Annotated in this window: 1 protein-coding gene; it reads right to left on the bottom strand. The window is 69.4% G+C overall.

Annotation, left to right across the window (positions count from 1 at the left end; all coding sequences use genetic code 11):
- Positions 1 to 1308 (bottom strand): lysine 2,3-aminomutase (locus tag E1281_RS39670; RefSeq protein ID WP_131884812.1); only part of this gene is annotated, 1308 nt, incomplete at its 3' end.
- Positions 1309 to 1324 lie beyond the last annotated feature (16 nt).

Genomic DNA, 1324 nt, shown 5'->3' with positions numbered 1-1324 from the left:
CCAGGGGAAGCGGTCGGCGAAGGCCGGTTTCAGGTCGTCGAGCCAGACCGCGTCGGGGTCGTAGCGGGCGAAGAAGGGCTTGCCGACCAGGTCGGCGTCGCGGCTCTGGATGAGGTGCAGCGCGAACACCTTCTCCCCGGCCAGGTCGACGACGCCGTCCACGCAGACCTTGCCCGGGGTCGCGGACATGGACGGGCCGCGGACGGTGCGCGCGAGGCCGGAGACGTTCTTGTAGGCGTCCCGGAAGATCTCGTACGCCTGCGCCAGCGGCACCGCGAAGTAGTCCTGCGGCCCGGTGTCGCGCTCGACGAACATGTAGTACGGGACCAGGCCCATCCGGGTCTGGACGCGCCACATCGTCTCCCAGGACCCGGCGTCGTCGTTGATCGTCCGGATCAGCGGCGCCTGGGTGCGGATGACCGCGCCGGTGTCGCGGATGCGGCGGCACGCCTCGGTGACCATGAGCGGTTCGAGCTCGCGCGGGTGGGTGAAGTGCGCCATGAACGCCAGGTTCCTGCCGGACTCGGCGACCCGCTCGAACAGCCGCAGCATCGCGTCGGCGTCGGGATCGGTGACGAACTTCTGCGGCCAGTAGGCCAGCGACTTGGTGCCGATGCGGATCGATTCGAGCTGGTCGAGGTCCAGCAGCGGATCGATGTAGCGGCGCAGCACCGGCTCGCCCATGATCATGGCGTCGCCGCCGGTGAACAGGACGCTGGTCACCTCGGGATGCGCGACCAGGTAGTCGCGCAGCGCGGCGGGCTCGTCCCCGGCCATCTTCAGGTCGGGCTCGCCGACGAACTGGGCCCAGCGGAAACAGTACGTGCAGTACGCGTGGCACGTCTGGCCCTGCTTGGGGAAGTACAGCACGGTCTCGTCGTACTTGTGCTGCATCCCGGGGACCCTGCCGTCGCCGAAACTCGGGACGTTCAGCTCCATCTGACCGGCGGGGTGCGGGTTCAGCTTCATCCGCACCTCGTGGGCGGCGGCCTCGACCTCGGCCTTGGGCGCCCGACGGCTCAGCAGGTCCGACAGGTGCGCGACGTCCTCGGGCGGGAGCATGTCCTCCTGCGGGAACACCAGCCGGTAGATCGGATCGTCGGGCGCGGCCGACCAGTCGATCAGCTCCTCGATGACGTAGGCGTTCGTCCGGAACGGCAACACCGTGGCCACCGCCCGGGTCGCGAGCCGCTGCGCGGGCGACAGCCCGGCGCGAGCGGTCAACTCGTCAAGGTGCTTCGCCGTGAAGGCGCGGAACTTGCGACCTGTGGGCCGCACTGCGGGCGCCGCGTCGTTCACCAGTGTCACGTGTTGGTACTCCTTG

Origin of the sequence: Actinomadura sp. KC345, from assembly GCF_004348515.1 — a bacterium.
Classification (GTDB): Bacteria; Actinomycetota; Actinomycetes; order Streptosporangiales; family Streptosporangiaceae; genus Spirillospora.
Note: the sequence above shows the minus strand (reverse complement) of the source record. Positions and strands in the feature narration are given on the sequence as shown.